Raw genomic sequence first — 20,019 nt, 5'->3', positions numbered from 1 at the left:
GTTCACCTGTCTCCTTCCGCCAGCATCGCGAACACCGCGGGCTCGGCGGAGCCCCGCAACGCGGTGCTGAACGTGGCGATCCGCGCCCGGCCCGACCGCAGCACCGCCCACCCCAGTGGGGCGTTCGGCTCGGCGACGAGTTCGACCCGGGTGTGGCCGATCTTGCGCAGGCACTCCGTGGCGCCCCAGACGCGGGTCGCCGACACCGAGAGGTCCTCGCCGTTCTCGCGGGCCAGCAGCGTGGCCAGCGCGAGGCCGTCCCCGCCGATCAGGCCCTCCCACTCCTCGGCGGTACGCGCCGTGGCCAGCTCGACGTCGCAGGCCACGGCCGCCGCCCGCGCGGTGACCGCGAAGGTGAGCCCGGCCGCGTGCGAGGCCGACGCCGACATCCCGCCGGGCACCTCCGGCTTGCCGTCCGGCCGGTAGCGCACCTCCGTCTCGGTGCCCAGCGCCCAGCTGAGCGCGTTGCGGGTCTGCTCCCGCAGCCCGTCGCGGCCGGCCGCGCCCGGGTCGTCGGGACGTACCACGCAGCGCGGCTCCACCGGCAGGAACGCACCGGCGCGCCGCTCCAGGTACGGCCCGAGCAACGCCGGCAGCCACGGCCCGGTGCCGTCCTGCTTGCGTACCGCGTGCAGTCGCAGCCCCACCCACCGCTCGACCAGGTTGCCGTCGGCGTCGCTGACGTCCACGTCGTAGTAGTAGGTGTCGCCCTGCCGCAGCCGCTCGACCGCGTGGATCGTGACGGTGTCCAGGGCGCCGGCGACCTTCGCGTCGGCCAGTTCCAGCCGCTCGATCGCGCCGGGCAGCAGCGTCGCGTCCGGGACGCAGCACTGCAACGCGTGCATCACGGTGTCCCGGGTACCGGGGTCGCCGAGCACCAGGTCGCCGGGGCGTACCCGGGCGAACCAGGGGTCGGCGGGCCGGTTGCCGACTCGGGCGGTGCACCTTGTCGCGGCCAGGTCCAGGTAGCCCACCAGGCGCTGGAAGCGGCGCCCCTGGAAGAGCACCGGGCCGTACAACTCGCGGGCGGGGTCGATCGGCAGCAGCCGGGTCCCGCCGCTCCCCCGCCGCGCCGGCGTGCGCCGCGGCTGCTCGTAGCGGAGCCGGGCGCGGAAGTGGTCGGCCTGGAACGCGGTGTCGTTGCTGCGGATCACCGCGGAGACCGAACCGTCCGGCTCGGCCAGCACCGCGATCCGGATCGTGTTGGCACCGCCCGGCGGCACCACGATCGGGCGCAGCAGCTCGACGTCCTCCAGCACCGGGGCGCTGGTGTGCCCGGTCAGCGCCATGGCCGCCTGTGCCATGGCCTCCATGCCCAGTACCGCCGGGAACAGCAGGTCGCCGTCGAGCAGGTGGTCGGGCAGGTAGAGATCGTCGTCGGCGGTCAGGTCGGCGTCGACCACGAGTTCGACGCCCGGGTAGTGCACCTGCGGCCGGTCGACGAACCGCAGCAGCGGCAGCTCGCGCCGTTCGAGCGTGATCGTCGGCAGGCCGTCGGAGCGGCCCATCACCACCAGCGCCCGCGGCGCCGACGGGCTGGCCAGTACCCGCTTGAGCATCTCGATGCCGGCCTCGACCGGGATCGCGGCGATGCCGTCGCGGGTCAGCGACTCCAGGACGCCGAGCCGCTCCCCCATGCCCGCGCCGGACCAGACCGACCACTCCAGCGCCAGGCACCGGATGTGCGGGTAGTCCTCGCCGACGCGGCGGGTGAGGTCGGTCATCCAGTCGTTGGCGGTGGCGTAGTGCGCCTCGCCGCGCAGGCCGGCCCGGCCGATGATGCTGCCGAACGTGACCAGCAGCCGCAGCGCGTGCGGGTCGGTGGCGGCCAGGACCGCCTCCAGCCCGTCGAGCTTCGGCGCCAGCGTGCGGCGGAACCGCGCCTCGTCGAGGTCGGTGAGCGCGGTCGGCTCGTTGCGCCCGGCGCCGTGCAGCACACCGGTCACCTGGCCCAGCTCCCGCTCGATCTCGTTCACCGCCGCCTTGACCTCGTCCAGCGCGGTGATGTCGGCGCGGGCGTAGTGGAACCTGACCCCGGCGGCGGCCAGCCGGTCCAGGTTGGCCGCGAGTTCGCCGTCGGTGGCCGGGTCGGAACGCCCGATCAGGCCGACCGCGGTGGCGGTGTCGCGGCCGAGCGCGAGCGCGCACTCGGCGGTGATGCCCTTGCCGCCGCCGGTGACCAGGAGGACGTCGCTCGCGCCGATCCCCGCGTCGCCGTTGGGGATCAGCGTCGCCGGCCGCAGCACCGGCACGTGCCGGACGCCGTTCTCGTCGTAGTGCACCTCGCTGAAGCCGGTCGTGGCCGCGACATCGGCGACCACGCGCCGCACCTGCTCCGCCAGGGTCGCCTCGGGCATCTGGTCGAACATGGGCATGGTGACCACCGTCGTGGCGATCCCCGGATGCTCCTGGTGCAGCGTCTTGGCCAGGCCGGCGGCGCCGCGGCGGTCGCCGACCGTCACGAACCGCCCGCCCGTGCCCCGCGCCAGGGCCGCGCGGGCCGCACGCAGCAACTGCGGGATGTGCTCGCTCTGGCCGTCGTGCGGCAGGCACAGCAGGACGCCGTCGCCCAGCCGGGCCTGCCCCAGCGCCTCGCGCAGTGACTCGACGAGCGGGCTGTGGCCGGTGGTGAACGCGTGCCAGCCGCCGTCGACGGTCGCGCCGGCCCGCGCTCCCACCTCGGTCGGTACGAGGTCCACGGCGAACGCGCGCACCCACGGCGCCACGCCCAGCACCACCTCCTGCTCCGGTACGGCGCTGCCGGCCCGGCCCGCGTCGTCGAGGATCTGGGCGATCTCGGCGACCGTGGCGGTGGCGTAGCTGGAGGTCAGCGTCGGCGCGGGCACGTTGAGGTCCCGTGCCGCCTGGTTGACGATCTGGCCGACCGTGATCGAGCTCAGGTGCAGCTCGTCCAGCGGCCGGCTGTCCGGGCGTACCGCTTCCAGCGGCAACTCGGCCCGCTCGGCGGCCAGGCGCCGCAGCAGTTCCAGGCTGCCCTCGGTGGTACCGGGGCCGGACACCGCGACCGTCTCGGGTACGACGGCGGTCGCGGCCGGGGTCCGGGCGGTCGCGAAGTCGCCGGCCGGGGCCTGCTCGGCCGGGCTGGCGAAGAACCTCAGCGCCTGTCCGGGCTCCAGCGGGCGGGTGAACCGGTCGCCGAACAGCGCCTGGTGGTTGACCGGCGCGCCCATGGCGTACGCCGCGCCGACCGCGCTGAGCAGGCCGACCAGCGACATGCTGTCGGTCTCCAGGGAGATGGCCGGCAGGTCCGGCGCGATGTCCGCCGCCAGGCCGCGCAGGATCCGGCCGGGCCCGACCTCCAGCAGCAGGTCGGCGTCCTCGGCCAGCCGGGCGACCGCCTGGCTGAACCGCACCGGGTCGAGTACCTGCCGCCGCAGCAGCTCGGCCACGTCGGTGTCGGCGGTCAGGATGTCGCCGGTGACCGTCGAGGCCACCTTCCGCGTGAGCGGGGTGAAGCTCTGGCCCCGCAGGTGCTCGCCGAACGCCGTCGCGGCCGGGGCGACGGCCTCGGAGTGGAACGCGTGCGACACCGAGATCCGGGTCGCGAACAGGCCCTGCCGCTCGGCGCGGGCGCAGACCTCCTCGACCGCCGGTACCGGGCCGGAGACCACGGTCTGCACCGGGCTGTTGTAGCCGGCGACGACCACCGGGGTGCCCTCCAGCAGCGGCTGTACGACCTCGGTGGTGGCCGAGATGCTGGCCATCGTGCCGTCGCCGGCGCTGGCGTCGGCCATGATGCGGCCGCGTACCTCCGCCGTGGCGAGCAGCGTCCGCTCGTCCATGGCACCGGCCCAGTGCAGCGCGGTCAGCTCGCCGAGGCTGTGCCCGGCCGCGCCGGCCGCCTCGATACCCAGCATCGACAGCACGCGCAGCCCGGCGACCGAGGAGGTGACGATGCGCGGCTGGGCGACCGCGGTGGCGACCAGGTCGGCGCCGGGCGGCGGCCGGTACGCCTGGTACAGCAGGTCGACCTCCTCGAACCTCCGGCGCAGCGCGCCCCCGTCGGCGCGGCGGCCGGCCCCCTGGCCAGGGAAGAGGAACGCGATCCGGGGCGCGTCGCCCACCGAGCCGAGGAACACTCCGCCGGCGGCGTCGACGGCCGACTCCGCGCCGGAGTCGAGCAGCTCGACGAGGTGTCCGATGCGCTGCCGCGCCTGCTCCGGCGACGCGGCCACCACGGCCGCGCGGACCGCCCGCCCGGCCAGCTGCCCGGAGAGGGCGACGGCCAGGTCGGCAAGCTCCGCATAGGACAGTCGGGCCGCCCACGGACCCAGCTCGGCCAGCCGGGACCGCAGGTCGGCGGTGGTACGCGCGTCGAACATCAGCAGCTCGGCGTCCTGGCGGGAGCGCACGAGCGCGGCGGTCGACGGGCCGACCCGGGTACGGCGGCTGGTCTCGGCGCTCTCCACGATCACGTGCGCGTTGATGCCACCGAAGCCCATCGACGACACCGCGGCCCGGACGGGCTTGTCGGCGGGCCACAGCTCGGCCGTCGAGGGTACCCGTACCGCCGGCCGGTCCACGTCGATCACCGGATGCGTGTCGACGTGTCCGGTCGCCGGCGGGATGACCTGCTGGCGTACCGCGAGGATCGCCTTGAGTAGCCCGGCGACGCCCGCGGCGGCCTTGGTGTGCCCGAAGTTGCCCTTGACCGTGCTGATCGCGGCCGGCGGGCCGTCCGGGTCGGCCTCGCGGCGGGCCTCGGTGAAGGCCCGCAGCTCGGTGGCGTCGCCGACGGCGGTCCCCGTGCCGTGGCCCTCCAGGTACGCGACCGTGTCGATGCCGAACCCGGCACGCTCGTACGCGCGGCGGATGGCCAGGCGATGCCCGCTCGCCTCGGGACGGGTGATGCCGCCCTTGCCGTCGGAGGAGTAGCCCCAACCGGCGATGACGGCGTGGCGGCGCAGGCCGCGCGCCACCGCGTCCTCGTCGCGCATCAGCACGAGCATCCCGCAGCCCTCGCCGGGCCAGAAACCGTTGGAGTTGCGGTCGTACACGCGCATCTCCGCCGTGGCCAGCGCGCCGGTCTTGGCGAAGCCGATCACCTCGAACGGGTCGATGCTCAGGTCGACGCCGCCGGCGATCGCGGCGTCGAGGTCTCCCGCGGCCAGCGCGTTGCACGCGGTGGCGACCGACAGCAGCGACGAGGAGCACGCGCCGTCGACGGTGTAGCCACCGCCCTTGAGGTCGAAGTGGTTGCAGACCCGGCCGGCGATCGTGTTGGCCAGGCCGCCGGCGAGCGTGTCCTCGTCGATCGGCGGGAACGGCGCCTTGTAGCGCGGTTCCAGCTCGTCGAGGAAGTCGCCGACCCGCGTGTCGTCCCACCCCTGCTGGCGCAGTGCCGCGCCGACCGTGCGCCGCACGTACGGCCAGCGCAGCCGCAGGATGTTCGCGCGGCTGAACTCGCCGGTGAGCGTGTTGCCGATGACCACGCCGGTGGTTGCCTGCGGCAGCCCTCGCGCGTCGGCGAAGCCGGCGTCGGCCAGGGCCCGGGCGACCGTGTCGAGGGCCAGCCAGTGGGTCATGTCGGTGGAGCGGAACGTGCTGCCCGCGATGCGGTACTTGACCCGGTCGAACTCGAAGCCCTCGATCACCGCTGCCTTGGCCGAGTAGAACCGGTCCGGTGCGGCGGGGTCCGGGGAGTAGTAGTCCTCGTGGTTCATCCGCTCGTCCGGCAGCCGGCGGAAGGCCCGGCGGCCGGTGAGCACGTTCTCCCAGAGCTGGTTGGGCGTGTCGGTGTCGGGGTAGCGGCAGGACATGCCGACGACCGCGATCCGCGCGCTGCGCCCGCTCATGCCACGGTCTCCGCGGTACGCAGGGAGCTGGGCGCGGCGGCCGGCGCGGGGGCCTCGCGGGCCCGCTTGCGCAGGTGCGCGACCCACCAGCCGAGGCCGCGCAGGCCGCAGACCACGACGACGGCGAAGAACAGCGTGTAGACGACGTTGAAGAGCATCAGCACGCCGTACACCATGGCCACCGACGCGCCGAACATGAACTGGTTGCGCGGCTTGCTGGGCGTGGTGCCCGGGTCGGTGATCATGTAGTTGGTGAACAGCACGAACGCCACACCGGTCATCACGCCGAGCGCGTTGAAGATGGCGACGTCCCAGATCGCGAAGCGCAGGAACGCCTGGATGGCGAAGCCGCCCAGCCAGCCCACGATGAGCGCCACGCGCTTGGTCAGCATCGCGTTGATCACGGTACCGGCGGTGACGATGATGATCGGGATCATCATCCGCCAGAACGTGTTGACGTTCTCCGTGAACTCGTACGGGGGCGCGATCGAGATCCAGGAGCCGAAGACGACCAGCGACACGGTGATGCCGAAGTTCGAGGGGTTCATGTAGTGGCGCATGCGGCCGTAGATCGGCGCCTGGAGCACGTGCTTGCCGGTGACGCCGACGATCACGGCGAAGGCGATCGGCAGGAACATGTCGTTGGCGTAGAGCAGCATGTTGCAGGCCAGCGCCGTGATGTGCGAGGGCAGCAGGAACTCGTACATGCCGCGGGCGCCCCGACCGGTGAACCGCGGTGCACGCTTGCGGGCCCAGGAGCTGATCAGCTCGAAGACGATCTCGGTGGTGTAACCGACGAGCACGGCGAGGATGGGCCACAGCCACGGCTGCTCGAAGCCCAGGAGCGTGTAGCCGAAGATGTTGAAGATGCTGATCGAGATCGCGAAGTTGCGCAGGGCCAGGTAGCGAGTGTCCGGCGCGGGCTTGCCGGTGGCGGGTACCGGAGGCGCCGGCGGCGGCGCGCCGAGGGGCTGGGGACGCTCGACGGTGGTGGTCATCGGTTCGGAACCTCCTCGACGCGGTCGGTCAGCACGAGGGTGTGCGTCCCGGCGGTGAACGACTGGCTGGCGGTGTGGAACTGGCCGTTGATGTCGCGCCACCGCAGGTCGACGGTGACCGGGCCGCTGTCGGCGCCCAGGCCGGCGCGCACCTCGAAGCTGCGCTTGCCGCCGTGGCCGCTGCCGCCGTCGAGCTGCACGACCTGGCTGCGCCCGTCCGCGGTGGTGACCTTCGCGGTCGCGTCGTACGCCGGGGTGAGCAGGCCCTCGTCCCCCGTGCTGACCAGGGCGGGCCGGTAGAGCCGCAGGGTCAGGTGGTTGCCCCGCGACGGCGACTCGTTGGTGTAGAAGGCTGGTGGCGCCCACTGCCGGGCGACGGCGAAGTCGAGCGCGCCGGTGCCGCGCGTGTCGGCGGTGGCGATGCCCCGGGTTGGGATCGGCACGTCCAGGCCGAGGTGCTCGACGATGTTGGCGAACTCGCCGCTCTCGGTGCGGGCCCAGAACGCGATCGGCTGGTCACCGGCGATGTCGTCGCCCGGCTGGATGTTCGGCCACATCGAGGGGTTGGAGAGCAGGTTGTCGTTCATCATGGCCATCTCCTGCAGCCACGGCCACCGGTTGATCTTGCCCTTGACGAAGCCGTGCGTCTGCACGACCTCGAGGTTGCCGCTGTTGAGGAAGTCGCCGAACTTCAGGTCCCAGCCCCAGCCGCTCCAGGCCATGCCCAGCGGCCGGGCCTGTGCGCTGAACGGGGCGATGCCCTTGCCGAGACTCTCGAGCATCTCCGACTCGCTCTCGGCCTCGTTGATCCAGACGAAGTTGCTCTCCTCCAGGCCCCAGGCCGTGGTGATGTTGGAGACCATCATGTCGAAGCTGCCGTTGCGGTCCAGGTCACCGAAGTCGATGCCCATGCCCTTGAACGAGCCGTTCCCCAGCACCAGCGACTTCGGGGTGATCGGAGTGCGCTCACCGATGGCCGAGCTGAACTTGATCTGCCCGGGCCGGGACTGGTTGTGCAGCATGTGGTCGTGGCCGAAGTCGTTGGCCACGTACAGGTCGGGCAGCCCCCGGCCGGTCAGGTCGGCGGAGGCGATGCCGAGCGTCCAGCCCGTGCTCTTGTCGAACGGGATCGCCCCGCGCTCGGGCACGTAGGTGGCCGAAGGTTCGTCCCCGCCGGTCCCGCCGAGCCAGCGCAGCACGTGGTCGCCGCCGCCGTTGGTGGCCGCCGACAGCGTGTCGTTCATCTCGACGTTGTCCTGGCCGCGCACGTTGAGCACGTCCGACTCGGGGAAGTAGTTGCCGATCACGATGTCCGGCTTGCCGTCGCCGTCGAGGTCGCTGACCAGCGCGGCGTTGGTGTGCCACTTAGGACCGTGGTAGCGGCCGTCCGGCGAACTCTGCGGCAGCAGCTCCTGCGGGAGGTAGGCGTCGTTGGAAAGCTCGGTGACGCCGGCCTTGCGCAGGAACAGGATCGGCACGCGGCCCCAGTAGTAGACCATCAGGTCCATCCGACCGTCCATATTGAAGTCACCGGGCACGCAGCCCATCGGTGCCATCGTGTCGTCGATCGGCAGTGGCGCCGGGTCGAGCAGGAACGGCGCGAACTGGTCCCCCGCCGGCGCGGTGGGCGCGTAGGTCACCACCACCTCGTCGGTGCGCACGTCGACGAAGCACATGCTGTTGGCGCGGCCGTTACCGGTCAGGTCGTTGAGCGCGACGCTGGCGCCCACCGAGGAGATCCAGGAGCGGATTTTGAAGTACGCGGGATTGACGTTCCGAACCGTCCGCTTGGGCAGCCGGTCGTAGCCTTCCGGATAGGCGATCGGCAGCTCCTTGAAACGGTATTTCGAAGCGGCCTGCGAGGCCCCGGCGACCGACACCTGGCTGTCGATGATGACGAAGAGCGTCGCTGCGAGGAGAATCGCGATGATTCCAGGACTGAGTGAGCGTATCCGTTGACCCAGCAAGGTACGGTCTCCTTACGTTAGTGCCATCGACTTGCTCGCAGCCGATGGCGCAACAGGGCGGATGGCAGCATCGCGACCGCGAATTGGCCGATGGCGCCTTTGTTTCGTGCGATGGGCATGCTTGTACGACCGCTTGCCGAACTCGATGTGATGCACGCGGAGACGGCCGGATGTCAGGCTGTCCGGGTGCTGTCGAGGATCAGCTCGCGGTTTGCTGGATGATGGCTGGTTGCCTCCCGATGAGGGCCCGGGATCTCGACTGGCGCGGCATTGCCAGGCCCCAGTTCATGGTGCGCGAGCGCCCGATGCCTCGCTTCTTTCACATTGCTTTCGACGCCGGCGGGGGTTGTCGGCTTCCGCTCATGCCGGAGGTACCGGACGGTTTGCCGCGTGACTTCCGGTTTGGTGATCCATCGTCGGGAACCGCCGATGTGTCCCCGGCGCGGGCTCGCCAAGACGGCAATATGGCGACTACATCGGACGGTCGCGCTGGCTAACGTCGGTGACGGCGCCGCCCGAGCGCGCCGCCCGGCCACGGGCCGCCACCGCCGGCGGCGCTTCGGACCGGATCATCGGGAAGAGAGGAGGCCGTCGTGTCGGTCGAGGGATTCTGGAAGGTCGCCGTCGCCACGCCGCTCGGCACCCGCCACACGGTGCTGGAGCTGTATACAGAGGACGGTGCCCTGCAGGGCATCTCCCGGGGCGAGTCGGAGCAGCTGGTGCTCAAGGAGCTGCGACTCGAAGGGGACCGGCTCTCCTGGTACCAGTCGATCACCAAGCCCATGCGGATGGACCTCTCGTTCGACGTCGTGATCAGCGGCGACGACATGTCCGGCACCGCCAAGGGCGGCATCATGCGGTCGGCCAAGGTCAGCGGCCGTCGTGAGCCGGCCGCACAGCCGGCCTAGCGCCCTAACCATGCCGGTCCGGCGCCGTCTCGGCCGCCCCGATAAGGGCCGATCGACGTATTGACGTGCGGTCATTTATGGTGAATTGTCCTGGTATCGACCACCGGGAGATTCCATGACTGACGTCAATGGGGCGGCCAACCGCCACCGATACCTCATCGTCGGCGCCGGTCCGGCCGGGCTTCAGCTGGGCTACTACCTGGGGCAGGCGGGCAGCGACTACCTCGTCGTCGAGCGGGCGGAGCGGCCCGGCGAGTTCTTCCGCCACTACCCCCGCCACCGCAAGCTCATCTCGATCAACAAGGTCCACGCCGTCAGCACCGACCCGGAGATCCGCCTGCGCTGGGACTGGAACTCGTTGCTGCACGAGCCCGCCGAGCTGCCCTTCGCGGCTTACAGCCGTGAGTACTTCCCCGGTGCCGACGACATGGTCCGCTACCTCGGCGACTTCGCCCGGCACCACGAGCTCAACGTGCGCTACGGCACCGAGGTGCGCCGCGTCGAGAAGTCCGGCACCGGTTTCGCGGTGGAGACCGGCGACGGCCAGGTCCTGCACGCCGAATGCCTGATCATGGCGACCGGCTGGGGCCGGCCCAACATCCCGGACGTCCGCGGCATCGAGCACGCCGTCGGGTACGAGTCGATGAGCACCGACCCGGCCGACTACGCCGGGCAGCGCGTGCTCATCCTCGGCAAAGGCAACTCCGCCTTCGAGACCGCGTCGGCGCTGCTCGGCCACGCCTCGATGATCCACCTGGCCAGCCCTCGGCCGCTGCGGCTGGCGTGGAACACGAAGCACCCCGGCGACGTGCGCGGCCACCACGGCGCGGTCCTGGACAGCTACCAGTTCAAGACGCTGCACTCGGTGCTCGACTGCGTCATCGACGACATCCGGCCCGTGGGCGACCGCTTCGAGGTGCACCTGACCTACACGCACGCCGAGGGCGAGACCGCGGTGATGGAGTACGAGTCGGTGCTGCGCTGCACCGGTTTCGCCATGGACACGTCGGTCTTCGGCGAGGGCTGCCGGCCGAAGATGACGCCCAACGGGCGCATGCCGGTGACCCGCCCCGACTGGCAGTCCGCCAACGTCGACGGGCTCTACTTCGCCGGCACGCTCGCCCAGGACCGCGACTTCAAGAAGGCCTCGTCGGCGTTCATCGACGGTTTCCGGTACAACCTGCGCACCCTGACCGCGCTGCTGCGGGAGACGTACGAAGGCGCGCCGCTCGGCTACGACAAGGTCGACCTCGACGCCGAGGCGCTCACCGCCGCCGTGCTGGACCGGGTCAACTGGAGCTCGGCGCTGTGGACCCAGTTTGAGTTTCTCTGCGACGTGCTGCTCGTCGACGCCGCCACCGGGCAGGTGCGCCACTACCACGACCTGCCCGAAGACTACGCGGTGACGCGGTTCGGCGCCGAGCCGCACTACTACACGTTCGCGCTGCGCTGGGGGCGCGAGGAGTACCCCGACGTGTTCGCGATCGAGCGCCATCCGCAGCCCGACCGGGCGGCCGAGAGTGCCTTCATCCACCCCGTGATCCGCCGCTACCGGGGCGGGGAGCTGGTCGAGGAGCTGCACCTGCTGGAGGACCTGCTCGCCGAGTGGCGCCGGCCCGAGCGGCACGTGCGGCCTCTGCACGCCTTCTTCACGCAGGATCTGGGGCACTGAGGCCTACCGGCGCACCAGCACCTCGGCCAGCGGCTTGCGGGTCAGCCGGGGCACGTTCACCTCGTCGGCGGGATAGCCGACGGGCATGACCACGCAGGCCCGCTCCTCGTCGGGCCGCTCGCAGACCTCGTTGAGAAACTTCATCGGGCTCGGCGTGTGGGGCAGGGTCACCAGACCGGAAAGGTGCAGCGCCGTGATCAGCACGCCGACCGCGATGCCCACCGACTCCTTGACGTAGTACGGCTTCGGCGTGCGCGGGCCCTGGTGCACCTCGAAGACGACGATGACCACCGGGGCCGTCTCCAGGAAGGGCTTCTGCCAGTCGGTCCCCATCGGGGCGACGGCACGCAACCACTCCTGCGGCGCGCGGCGGCTGTAGAACTCCAGCTCCTCGGCCTCCGCCGCGCGCCGCAGCCGCCGCTTGCGCTCCGGGTCGGTGACGATGACGAAGCGCCAGGGCTGGAGGTTGGCGCCGCTGGGCGCAGTGGCCGCGGCGCGGACCGCCTCCTCGACCACCTCCAGCGGGACCGGCTCCGCGGAGAAGTGCCGCACCGACCGGCGCGCCGCCATGCGGTCGGCGAACGAGCGGGCCGTCCGGCGCATGACCGCCGGGTCGAGGCGGGTGTGCTGGAACGGCGTGGTGGCGTTGTCTTTCACGAGGGCCTCCATCGTGACTCGGCTCCTGATCCAGCATCGCCCACAATGGAGGTTGGTGCTTGCGCGCCGTTGCCCAGTTGCCCTGCCTCAGCTCACCGTCTGCTCGGCGACGTAGTCGACCACCTCGGCCAGCCCACCGGCACGCCCCGCCGCCTCCCGCTGCCGCCGCGCCCCGGTGCCACCGGCCAGCAGCCGGTCGAGCCACGCAGTCACCAGCTCGTGCTCGCCCTGCGCACGCAGCACCGGCTCGACCGCCGTCGCCAGCCGCTCCACCAGCTCGGGCGCCGGGAGCAGGCGGCCGGTGCCGAGGTCCAGGCCGTGGCCGTCGAGCCCGTCGCGAGCGGCCCGCCAGTATGCCACCCGCAGCAGCTCGCCGGGCACCTCGGGGGCGGGCTCACCGCGGAGCACCGCCTCGGACAGGTGCACCACCAGCGCCCGTACCAGCGCCGCGTACAGCGCCGCCTCCTCGGCGGTCAACGCGGCATCGGCGACGCGGATCTCCAGGGTCGGATGCTTCTCCGACGGCCGCAGGTCCCAGAAGATCGTGCCCCGGTCCACCATCGCACCGGCCGCCAGCAGACCCTCCACCACCTCGTCGTAGTGCGCGGCGGAGTCGAAGCGCGGCGGCGGCCCGGCGACCGGCCAGCGCGACCACGTCATCGTGCGCCAGCTCGCGTACCCGGAGTCACGGTTGTCCCAGAACGGCGAGTTGGCCGTCAGGGTGAGCAGCACCGGCAGGTACGGCCGCAGATGGTTGCCCACCGCCACCGCGTGGTCCCGGCTGGGCATCTCCACGTGCACGTGCAGCGCGCAGATCGCCAGCTCGTCGTGCAGCCCCCGGAACGTGGCCGTGCCGAGGCTCTGCCGCGGCCCGGTCGTCATCGGCGGCGGCACCGGCGCGGCGACGACCGCGGACCCGGTCGAGACCACTCGCAGTCCGGCGGCCCGGGCGCAGGTCGCGACCGCCCGGCGCGCCTCGCCGAGCTGCGCGGCCAGCTTTTCGAGCGTGTCGCACGCGTCGGTGCGGGTCTCCAGCTGGAGAGTCGTGATCTCGCCGGACACGCGGTCGCCCAGCGCCGTGGCGGCGTCGCCGACCACCTGCGCGGCCCGCGGCACCGGAAGTCGCGTGGTCGCGTCGACGACCAGGAACTCCTCCTCCACGCCGAACCGGGGCGGTGCCCCGATCGACGGGTCAGTCTCGGTGGTCATCGCGGCGCTTCACCCTCCGGCTCGCTCGTCACGGCCGCGAGGTACGGCCGCCGGGAGCGTAACCGTCGCCGGGTCGAACCGACAGTCGTCCACGTCAACGACACACCAAAGTGGAGCCGGGGGCGTGCTCAGGCCGCCCGGTTGGCCGCGGTCACGCCGGCGCCGCGCCGCGGCTCCTCCAGCACGCCGGTGATCAAACCGGCCAGCAGCGCCGCCCGGGCGGGCATCTGCGCGACGTCCACCCACTCGTGCCGGGCGTGCGAGCCGCCGCCGACGCCGCCCAGGCCGTCCAATGTGGCCACACCGAGCGAGCCGGTGAAGTTTCCGTCCGACGCCCCCGGCGCGTGCGCTCCCTCCAGCGGCGGCAGCCCGAGCCGCTGCCCGGCCCGCCGGGCGATGTCGAGCAGCGGGAGCGCCACCTCCTCGGGCAACGGGTACCGGTTGATTCCCCCGCCGACGACCAGGGAGGCGTCCGGCAGCAGCGGCGTCATCGCGTGGATCATCCGGTCGACCCGCTCCAGCTCGGCCCGCGTCCAGGCCCGTACGTCCACGCACAAGGTCGCCGACTCGGGCACCTGGTTGGTCATGCTGCCCGCGCTCACCACGGTCGGCGTGACGCTGGTGTCACCCCGGGCGAACGCGCGCACCGCCAGCACCTGGTGGGCCAGCTCCACGGCGGCGTTGACGCCCCGGTGCGGCTCCACGCCGGCGTGCGCGGCCCGACCCCGCACCGCGATGCGGTACATCGAGCCGCCCTTGCGCGCCACCTTGAGCGCGCCGCTCTCCGTGCTCGGCTCAGCCACGAGCACGGCCCGCGACCGGCACGCCTGCTGCTCGATCAGCGGCCGGGAGGTGACCGACCCGCTCTCCTCGTCGCAGGTGAGCAGCAGGCCGACGCGGGAGACGTCGGGCACCAGCGACAGCGCGGCGAACATCTGCACGATGCCGGACTTCATGTCGCACACGCCCGGCCCGGTGGCAATGTCACCGGCGAGCGCGAACGGCCACTCGTCGAGCGTGCCCGCGGGCCACACCGTGTCGTAGTGGCCGAGCAGCAGCACGCGCTGGTCTTCGGCCGGCCATAGCAGGTGCGGCAGCCCGTCGCGCACGACACGGCGGGCCGGACGGCCCAGCACGGCGGTGCCCCAGCTGTCCAGCAGGTCGGCGCAGGCGTGCAGCTCGCGTGCCGCGCCCGGAGGCGACTCGTGCGTCACCAGCTCCCGCAGGCGGTCGGTCATCGTCTCGGACTGGGCTGCCGCGAGCCGGCCCATCGTCTCCACATCCCCCATGCCGGGATCGTGCCCGAGGGCTGTCACCTGCGGCAATACTCAAGATTGCCCTCTGCGCCGGCGGCGGCGTACGCGCTGCTACGGGCGCTGAGGAAGCGGCGGCCCGGAAGACGGCACGTTCGAAGAAGCGCCACCGCCCGCCGGGCGGGAGCATCCACACAGGACCGCGCCGCCACCGGCCGCGGCCTTGGCTGCCCGAGGAGCGTGACCGTGGCACACATCAGCCTGGGCCTGGACGAGACCCACTTCCCCGGCATCACCGGACTCCTGCGCTACCGGCAGGAGACCGCCGCCCCGCTCAACTCGCTGGCCGACGTGCTGCTGCACGCGCCGCATCCGACGCTCAGCCCGGGCGAGCGGGAGCTCATCGCGGCATACGTCTCCGGCCTGAACGAGTGCACGTTCTGCAGCTCGTCCCACTCGGCGTTCGCCGCCGCGCAGCTCGACGGCGGCATGCCGCTCGTCCGGCAGGTCCACATCGGACCGGAGACGGCGCAGGTCAGCGCGAAGATGCGCGCACTGCTGGGCATCGCGGCCGCGGTGCAGCGGGGCGGCCGCGAGGTCACCGCCGAGCTGGTCGGCGCGGCCCGCGCGGCCGGCGCCACCGACCTGGAGATCCACGACACGGTGCTCATCGCCGCCGCGTTCTGCATGTTCAACCGGTACGTCGACGGGCTCGGCACGCGCCTGCCGCTCGACCCGGTCGCATACGAGGAAGCCGCCCAGCGCGTCAAGCAGAGCGGCTATGTCAGCACGGCGTGAGCCCCGCAGGTCGGCAATCTGGAACAAGCCCGTGCCGGCCCGCTCGGCGATCGTTGAGGGCATGTCCATACGCCCACAGCAATGGCGCCAGGCCCGCGGTTCCCTGCCCGACGTGCTCCCCAGGCTGCTCGACCTGGCCGAGAGCGTCCCGGCCGACCGGTTGGTGACGGCACATTGGACGGTCGCCGACACGTTGGCGCACCTGGCCACCATCACCGCGCTCGACGTGGCGCTGGCCCGAAACACGCCGCCCGACCTGCCGGTGCCCGGTCTGGACGAGCTGCTGGCGGTGACCACTGTGGACACGGTGGCGGGCATGAACGACAAGATCATGGCCAGGTTCACCGAGCGCCGCGTGCCGGAGCTGACCGCGCGCCTGCGCGCCGACGTCGAGTCGCTGCTGGAGGCGACGGGCGACGCCGACCCGGCGCGCGAGGTCGACTGGCTCGGCGGCTCGCGCGTGCACCTGGCGGGCCTGCTCGCGCACCTGCTCAACGAGTTCAACATCCACGCCTGGGACATCGCCCGCGCCGTCGGCGCACCCTGGCACACCGACCCGCGCGACGCCACGCAGTTCGTGGAGGTGTTCCTGACCGGGGTCGCCCGCTGCGGCTACGGCCGGCTGCTGGACCGGGAGGGCCGCGTCCGTCCCGGGCGCATCGCGGTCACGTTCGCGCCCCGCGAGGGCGCGCCGGTGACGCTGGCCCTGACCGACGGCCGGGTCACCCTCGAGCCGCCCGACCCTCGCCCCGACGTGCGGCTCTCCTACGACCCGGCGACCTTCAACCTCATGATGTTCGGGCGGGTCGGCAAGGCGAAGGCCGTGGTCACCGGCAAGCTCGCGGTCGGTGGCCGGCGCCCCTGGCTGCTCCCGGCGTTCCTGCGCACGATGCGCGTCCCCTCCTGAGCCCTCCGCCACGCGGCCGGCCCGATCAGGATGCCGCGACCGGCCGCGGCGGAAGGCTCCGTGGATCAGCGCTGGTTCGCCGTCTGGTACTCCTCGTCGGGCACCGGTTCGAACCAGGTGGTGGGGTCGCTGCCATCCGGTGGAGCCTCGAATATGGCCATGTGGCTCATGAAGGTGTCGGTGGCGGCCCCGTGCCAGTGTTCCTCACCCGGTGGGCAGATGACGGTGTCGCCGGCGCGTACGCGCAGCACCGACCCGTCACGGATGCCGACCAGTCCCACCCCCTCCGTGATGTGCAGGGTCTGGCCGACCGCGTGGGTATGCCAGTGGGTGTGTGCTCCCGGGGTGAAGTGGACGAGTACGACGTTCATCCGCGACGGTTCCGCCGCGCTGTGGACAGGGGTCAGGTAGACGTCACCGGCGAAGTTCGTCGGCGGCGGTTTGACGGTCGGGCTGACCGGTTTCAGTTCCATTGGGCTCCCTCACGGTACGCGGGGTCAGGGGCGCGGCGGCGTCGGAGACCGCGGCGTTCGTCCATGGCCCGGCCTTCGGCCGCCGGCTCCCGGGGAGAGGCGACCACACAGCGAGGAAGGGCTTCCCCGCGGATCTCCCCTGAAACCGCCGAGGGGGGCCGATCTCAGTAGGCCAGTACGAGGATGTGCTCGCGCGTGTAGGCGTCGGCGAGGTTTGGATGGCTGTCCCGCAGGTGTGCGAAGGCCCGCTCGACCAGGTCTTCCTCGTTATCCCCGACGATGTGCTCGCCGCACGGGCAGTCGAGGCGGCGCCTCACGGCTCGGCCCGCCGGATCGCCATCGCCGGGCACTCGTCGATCGCCCGGGTGACCGTGTCGTCGCCGTCGGCCTTTCCGTCCGACACGACGCGCGAGATGCCGTCGTCCTCGATGCGGAACGTGCGCGGCGCGACGAACTCGCAGTTGCCGGAGCCGATGCACAGCGTCTCGTCGACCTGGCGACCAGGGCGGATCAGCGCCCTATCCAGCCCGGTCTATAGTGGACGGATGCTCGGGGTCATCGCGGCTGCGCTCGGCGGGCCGGAGGTACTGCAAGTGACTGAACTGCCTGATCCTGAGGCGCGGCCCGGGCAGGCGGTCGTCCGGATCCGGGCGGTTTGCGTGCATCCGGCCGACGTCGCCGCCACCACCGGACAGATCCCCCGCGGACCGGTGCCGCCCCCGTTCCTGCCGGGGTGGGACATCGCCGGCGAGGTGACCTCGGTCGGGCCCGACACCGCCGACCTCCGCGTGGGCGACCGTGTCGTCGGGATGATCCCGTGGTACCTGACGCGGGGTACACCAGGTGGCTACGCCGAGTTCGTGGCCGCCGACGCGGGCTGGCTGGTGCCGTTGCCGGACGAGGTCGACTTCGCGACCGCCGCCACGGTGCCGCTCAACGCCCAGACCGCACATCAGGGGCTGGAGCTGCTGTCGTCGGGCGTGCTGCCCGACGGAAGCAGCGTTCTGGTCACCGGCGCCAGCGGTGGTGTCGGCGGCTTCGCCACGCAGCTCGCCGTCCAGGCCGGCTACCGTGTCCTGGCACAGGCCAGCGCCGGCGACGAGGAGTGGGTGCGCGGTCTCGGCGTCCAGGAGGTGATCACTCGCTCCGCCGACCTGGGCAAGGTGGGGCCGGTGGCCGCGGTGTTCGACGCGGTCCCGCTCGGCGAGGCGGCGGCCGCCGCCGTCAAGAACAGGGGCGTCGTGGTCGCCACGCGGCCCACGCCGGCCATCGATCCGGCCCGCGGTGTGCGTCAGGATCTGCAGCTCATCCGGCTCGACCGGAAGCTGCTGGCCGAGCTGGTGGGGCTGGTGGCGGCGGGCAGGCTGCGCACGCGCGTGGCCACCACCATGCCGTTGACCGAGGCGGCCGACGCGCACCGGCGCGTGCTGGCCGGTGGCCTGCGCGGCAAGGTCGTACTGACGTCGGGCTGACCAGCCGGTTCACGGAGCGGGGCCCGCGGCGGATCACCCGCCACGGGCCCCGTGACATTCGGCCGGTCAGTTGGGCGCGCGGATCCCGTCCGCCGAGTTCGAGCCGTAGTCCTTGGTCGAGCCGCGGACGTACATCGTGGTGCCGCCGTTACCGGAGAAGTACTGCCGGATGGAGCCGGTGAACGGCGTGCTGGAGGCGTTGCGGCCGTACACGTCGGTGTAGACGGTGGTCGGGCCACTGTTCTGCACCGAGAAGCTGCCCGGCCGGAACTCCCGCAAGGTGCCCTTGAACGGCGAGCGCGGGTCGTCCCACGCGATCTGCTGCCCGGTCTGCTGGGTGATCTGGCGGACCTGGTTGCAGTAGTCCCCACCGGCGAGATCCGTGTAGCACAGGTCCACGATCCGGCCCAGCCGGTTGGGCTTGCTCGGGTCGTAGTAGCGCGACGGATTGACCACGTAGAACAGCGGTGCGATACGGAAGTTCAGCCCGGAACCCGTCACCGAGACGTCGGAGAACCAGAAGTCGTCCATGTCGGAGACGGTGAACGGCACCGGGTTGGGGTAGAGCGGGTCGTTGTGCGTACGGCCTTCCCGGATCGCCTGCACACAGCCGGGCTCGGTGATCAGCCGGCCCAGCGACCGGGTATCCGACGGCGAATCCGCCGGCACCGCGCTCTGGACGTTGATGAACTGGCCGCCGAATCCCGGGCATTCGCTGGGGCTGAATCCCCCGGCCCGCCCGAGCGGGATCATCGCGTTGTACCGCGCCTCGGTGACCTGCCCGCCGTTGCTCGCGGTGCAGCGCTGGTTGAGCAGCAGCTCGTGGACGTTGTTGCTGAACGCGTCCGGCGAGTGCGTGCCCTGGTGGAACTTGAGCAGGATGTCGCAGGTGGCGATGACGGTGCCCTGCGGCGGGAAGAAGCTGGTGCCGTTGTCCCCCTGGATCACGTTGGAGTTGTTCACGGCGAGCACCTTGTGCCCGACGTGGTCCTCGTGCCGGTGGCTGGACTGCGGCATGCTGTCCAGCATCACCTCGCTGGTGTAGCCGAAGGGTGGCCAGCTGGCGGTGCTGTACAGGTCCGAGGTACGCGGGTCGTCGCCGTGCTCGTGCCCGAAGGAGCAGCCGCTCGGGTCACGCGGCGGATGCCAGGTCGGGTAGACCTTGCCGTCCGGCCCGTACGTCCAGTACCGCGCGTGGATCTCGCGCGAGCACTCGTTCGCCCGCGGCGTGTAGCCGGTGCCGTCGGACGCGGCGACGATGTGGTATGCCATGCTGTGCGCCGCGCCGGCGGGCGGCAGACCGCGGCCCCAGGCGGGGCTGCCCGTGGGCGGTGGCGACGACGGCGGCACGGACGGTGACGTGTTCGGGGTGGTGGGCGAGCTCGTGGGGTTGCCGGTCACCGGCGCGCCCGTGCAGGTGGTGCCGTTGAGCGAGAAGCTGGTCGGCGACGAGTTCGTGCCGCTCCACGACCCGTTGAACCCGAACGACGTCGTCGCGCCGGTCCCGAGGGACCCGTTGTAGCTGACGCTTCGGGCGGTGACCTGGCCACCGCTCTGCGACACCGTGGCGTTCCAGGCCTGGGTAACCTGCTGCCCGTTGGCGTAGGCCCAGGTCAGCGTCCAGGAAGTGAGTGGATCACCGAGGTTTCGCACGCTCACGTTCGCGGTGAAGCCGTTGTTCCACTGCGACGCGACGGTGTAGGTGACTCCGCAGCCGGCGGCGGCCGCCGCCGGCTGCGCCGTGATCGCGGCGACGATCCCGGCCCCGGCAGCCACGGTGGTGGCGGCCAAGGCCGTCACCACCTTTGACCGATATCGATGAGAACGCATGGGCAGGTCCTCCAAGGGACGGACGGGCGGGACGCCTTCCGGGGAGGCTGCCCAGGGAC

The 20,019-nt window shown here is 71.9% G+C and carries 15 protein-coding genes; 5 read left to right on the top strand and 10 right to left on the bottom strand.

Annotated features, from left to right (window positions below):
* Positions 1-2: 2 nt before the first annotated feature.
* From ACFFIA_RS19415 to ACFFIA_RS19405, 3 genes are read right to left on the bottom strand one after another with little or no spacing between them, the layout of a single operon-like run.
* Positions 3-5,816, bottom strand: a complete 5,814-nt coding sequence (locus ACFFIA_RS19415; RefSeq protein ID WP_377252894.1) for a type I polyketide synthase — start codon at positions 5,814-5,816, stop codon at positions 3-5.
* Entirely contained in the window at positions 5,813-6,814 is a 1,002-nt protein-coding gene (locus tag ACFFIA_RS19410; protein WP_377252893.1) for an enediyne biosynthesis protein, read from the bottom strand. The genes ACFFIA_RS19415 and ACFFIA_RS19410 overlap by 4 nt, the downstream gene beginning before the upstream one ends.
* Positions 6,811-8,745 carry a CRTAC1 family protein gene (locus ACFFIA_RS19405; protein WP_446686977.1) on the bottom strand — a complete coding sequence of 645 codons (1,935 nt, stop codon included), beginning with the start codon at positions 8,743-8,745 and terminating at the stop codon, positions 6,811-6,813. Before ACFFIA_RS19405 ends, ACFFIA_RS19410 begins: the two co-directional genes overlap by 4 nt.
* Positions 8,746-9,374: 629 nt before the next feature.
* Between ACFFIA_RS19405 and ACFFIA_RS19400 the strand changes: the two genes are divergently transcribed.
* Together ACFFIA_RS19400 and ACFFIA_RS19395 are read left to right on the top strand one after the other, a co-directional pair.
* The gene (locus ACFFIA_RS19400) at positions 9,375-9,689 is read left to right on the top strand and encodes a hypothetical protein (RefSeq protein WP_377252891.1); all 315 of its coding nucleotides are present in this window, start codon (positions 9,375-9,377) and stop codon (positions 9,687-9,689) included.
* A gap of 115 nt (positions 9,690-9,804) precedes the next feature.
* Positions 9,805-11,361: an NAD(P)-binding domain-containing protein gene (locus ACFFIA_RS19395; protein ID WP_377252890.1), complete on the top strand. Its 1,557-nt coding sequence runs from the start codon at positions 9,805-9,807 to the stop codon at positions 11,359-11,361.
* A 3-nt stretch (positions 11,362-11,364) separates the two neighbouring features.
* On the opposite strand, the gene ACFFIA_RS19390 is transcribed toward ACFFIA_RS19395, so the two are convergent.
* The 3 genes from ACFFIA_RS19390 to ACFFIA_RS19380 all read right to left on the bottom strand — a co-directional run bounded on the left by ACFFIA_RS19390 (position 11,365) and on the right by ACFFIA_RS19380 (position 14,516).
* Positions 11,365-11,964: a nitroreductase family protein gene (locus tag ACFFIA_RS19390; protein ID WP_377253123.1), complete on the bottom strand. Its 600-nt coding sequence runs from the start codon at positions 11,962-11,964 to the stop codon at positions 11,365-11,367.
* Between the two features lie 141 nt (positions 11,965-12,105).
* Positions 12,106-13,227: a carboxylate-amine ligase gene (locus tag ACFFIA_RS19385; protein WP_377252889.1), complete on the bottom strand. Its 1,122-nt coding sequence runs from the start codon at positions 13,225-13,227 to the stop codon at positions 12,106-12,108.
* A 128-nt stretch (positions 13,228-13,355) separates the two neighbouring features.
* Positions 13,356-14,516: a M20/M25/M40 family metallo-hydrolase gene (locus tag ACFFIA_RS19380; RefSeq protein WP_377252888.1), complete on the bottom strand. Its 1,161-nt coding sequence runs from the start codon at positions 14,514-14,516 to the stop codon at positions 13,356-13,358.
* A 210-nt stretch (positions 14,517-14,726) separates the two neighbouring features.
* Here ACFFIA_RS19380 and ACFFIA_RS19375 point away from each other — a divergent pair, with 210 nt between their 5' ends.
* Both ACFFIA_RS19375 and ACFFIA_RS19370 read left to right on the top strand, forming a co-directional pair.
* The gene (locus ACFFIA_RS19375) at positions 14,727-15,278 is read left to right on the top strand and encodes a carboxymuconolactone decarboxylase family protein (protein WP_377252887.1); all 552 of its coding nucleotides are present in this window, start codon (positions 14,727-14,729) and stop codon (positions 15,276-15,278) included.
* Between the two features lie 61 nt (positions 15,279-15,339).
* Positions 15,340-16,185, top strand: coding sequence for a maleylpyruvate isomerase N-terminal domain-containing protein (locus tag ACFFIA_RS19370; protein WP_377252886.1), 846 nt, complete (start codon positions 15,340-15,342; stop codon positions 16,183-16,185).
* 65 nt (positions 16,186-16,250) lie between these two features.
* Here the strand turns inward: ACFFIA_RS19370 and ACFFIA_RS19365 are convergent, their stop codons facing one another.
* From ACFFIA_RS19365 to ACFFIA_RS19355, 3 genes are all read right to left on the bottom strand, one after another.
* The gene (locus ACFFIA_RS19365) at positions 16,251-16,658 is read right to left on the bottom strand and encodes a (R)-mandelonitrile lyase (RefSeq protein ID WP_377252884.1); all 408 of its coding nucleotides are present in this window, start codon (positions 16,656-16,658) and stop codon (positions 16,251-16,253) included.
* A 164-nt stretch (positions 16,659-16,822) separates the two neighbouring features.
* Positions 16,823-16,975 carry a hypothetical protein gene (locus ACFFIA_RS19360; protein ID WP_377252882.1) on the bottom strand — a complete coding sequence of 51 codons (153 nt, stop codon included), beginning with the start codon at positions 16,973-16,975 and terminating at the stop codon, positions 16,823-16,825.
* Complete coding sequence (locus ACFFIA_RS19355) at positions 16,972-17,139, bottom strand: ferredoxin (RefSeq protein ID WP_377253122.1); 168 nt, start codon at positions 17,137-17,139, stop codon at positions 16,972-16,974. The genes ACFFIA_RS19360 and ACFFIA_RS19355 overlap by 4 nt, the downstream gene beginning before the upstream one ends.
* A gap of 64 nt (positions 17,140-17,203) precedes the next feature.
* Between ACFFIA_RS19355 and ACFFIA_RS19350 the strand changes: the two genes are divergently transcribed.
* The gene (locus ACFFIA_RS19350; RefSeq protein ID WP_377252881.1) at positions 17,204-18,130 is read left to right on the top strand and encodes an NADP-dependent oxidoreductase; all 927 of its coding nucleotides are present in this window, start codon (positions 17,204-17,206) and stop codon (positions 18,128-18,130) included.
* Between the two features lie 66 nt (positions 18,131-18,196).
* On the opposite strand, the gene ACFFIA_RS19345 is transcribed toward ACFFIA_RS19350, so the two are convergent.
* Positions 18,197-19,933, bottom strand: a complete 1,737-nt coding sequence (locus tag ACFFIA_RS19345; protein WP_377252880.1) for a cellulose-binding domain-containing protein — start codon at positions 19,931-19,933, stop codon at positions 18,197-18,199.
* Between the last annotated feature and the right edge of the window lie 86 nt (positions 19,934-20,019).

Source organism: Phytohabitans kaempferiae, assembly GCF_042433955.1.
GTDB classification, from domain to species: Bacteria; Actinomycetota; Actinomycetes; order Mycobacteriales; family Micromonosporaceae; genus Phytohabitans; species Phytohabitans kaempferiae.
Note: the sequence above shows the minus strand (reverse complement) of the source record. Positions and strands in the feature narration are given on the sequence as shown.